The sequence below is a fragment of the Microcystis sp. LE19-10.1B genome (assembly GCF_027530565.1).
Classification (GTDB): Bacteria; Cyanobacteriota; Cyanobacteriia; order Cyanobacteriales; family Microcystaceae; genus Microcystis; species Microcystis aeruginosa.
Window position 1 is genome coordinate 1 of sequence record NZ_JAPZQM010000636.1, and the last position, 1,848, is coordinate 1,848.

1 protein-coding gene and 2 pseudogenes are annotated in these 1,848 nt (G+C 41.2%); all 3 read right to left on the bottom strand.

What is annotated here, in order from left to right:
* A pseudogene (locus tag O9332_RS22850) lies at nucleotides 1-465 on the bottom strand (Uma2 family endonuclease); the annotation flags it as partial.
* 34 nt (nucleotides 466-499) lie between these two features.
* A complete protein-coding gene (locus O9332_RS22855) occupies nucleotides 500-1,288 on the bottom strand; it encodes a Uma2 family endonuclease (RefSeq protein WP_012264575.1) in 789 nt (262 codons plus the stop codon).
* A gap of 116 nt (nucleotides 1,289-1,404) precedes the next feature.
* Nucleotides 1,405-1,848 (bottom strand): annotated as a pseudogene (locus tag O9332_RS22860) (Uma2 family endonuclease); the annotation flags it as partial.

Sequence of the window (1,848 nt, forward strand, 5' to 3'; positions counted from 1 at the left end):
TAATTCTCCGGTTTTTGGCTGAAAAATTCCATAGACAGGTACTTGTAAGATTTGCTCGTAAAAATACCATTTTCCATAGGGATAGTGAGGGTTGATGGAATATTCACCCCCTTCGGTTTCCGAGATAAACTCTAGGACAATAGCTGGAATTTCTCCTTCAAGATGGGGAGTATAACTGCGCCGAATTTTTCCGATGGGAATCGGTTTTACCGAGGGAATATAAACCCAATCAGGTGCTTTGACAACAGTTTGAGTTTTAACGGTAGCACACAAGCCAAAATTAGAGGCAATTAGCATCGATTCCAGAATTAGTCCTGCTAATTCTAGGGATTCGCGTAAAGCTGCTGCTAATAGGGGTTGCAAGTTGTTGTCCACAGGTTCGTCAGGTAGAATAAAATCATCGGGCAGTTTTTCCCAGGTAATAGTTGGTAAGGGGTTTGACTGAAGTAGTTGCATGGCTGTCATAAGTAATTTCACTAATTCAAATATCTAAAATGGGCTATAGATTTTCAGGATTAACTCCCAACTCTTTTAACTTTTGCACCAAACGTTGGCGAGCAATTTGTTCTTGCTCAAGTTCTAACTCAGCTTGTTCGGCCCGTTGACGCTCCTGCTCGGCTCGTTGCCTTTCTTGCTCTACTAACTCACTCCCCCATAATAACAGATTGCCCGACTTATCCCACCAACGTAACCAATAGGCTGTTACTTCCGCTTTTTTTCCCTGCCAGACTCCCAAAAATAAGTTAATCTCTGCTATCCAATAACGATTGTTTTCATTAGGTTTTTGTTGTTCATATCTTCCTTGATTCAATCGATAAATTTCTAATTCTCCGGTTTTTGGCTGAAATATTCCATAGATAGGTACTTGTAAGATTTGCTCGTAAAAATACCATTTTCCATAGGGATAGTGAGGGTTGATGGAATATTCACCCCCTTCGGTTTCCGAGATAAACTCTAGGACGATGGTAGGAATTTCTCCTTCAAGATGGGGGGTGTAACTGCGCCGAATTTTTCCGCCAGGAATCGGTTTTACCGAGGGAATATAAACCCAATCAGGTGCTTTGACAACAGTTTGAGTTTTAACGGTAGCACATAAGCCAAAATTAGAAGCAATTAGCATCGATTCTAGAATTAGTCCTGCTAATTCTAGGGATTCCCGTAAAGCGGCTGCTAATAGGGGTTGCAGGTTATTGTCCACAGGTTCGTCAGGTAGAATAAAATCATCGGGCAGTTTTTCCCAGGTGATTATCGTTGATTTTGTTGGTAAATCAATAGCAGATGGTGTCATTGTCGTCAACAGTCCTTCCTAATATTTAATAAGCTCTCATAAACTGCCCGCAACTAAGTAGGTGCATTAAATTAATTATAAAATAGACCTGTAGGTGGACAATGCCTGCAATTAGTTCATACACTATCATCAACTTCAACTCCTAGCGCTCTTAATTTTGCTGCCAAGCGTTCGGCTCGTTGCTTTTCCTGTTCGGCTCGTTGACGCTCTTGCTCGGCTCGTTGCCTTTCTTGCTCTACTAACTCACTGCCCCATAATAGCAAATTTCCCGACTTATCCCACCAGCGCAACCAATTAGTAGTAAATTCAGCTTTGGTTCCTTGCCAGATACCGATAAACAAGTTAAGTTCTTTTATCCAGTAACGATTATTCTCATCTGGCAACTGCTGCTCATACTTTCCTGCCACTAAACAATAAACATCTAATTCTCCGGTTTTTGGCTGAAAAATTCCATAGACAGGTACTTGTAAGATTTGCTCGTAAAAATACCATTTTCCATAGGGATAGTGAGGGTTGATGGAATATTCACCCCCTTCGGTTTCCGAGATAAACTCTAGGAC

Coding starts and splice junctions, on each gene's coding strand:
- O9332_RS22855 (WP_012264575.1), bottom strand. CDS start 1,288: ATGACACCATCTGCTATTGATTTACCAACAAAATCAACGATAATCACC.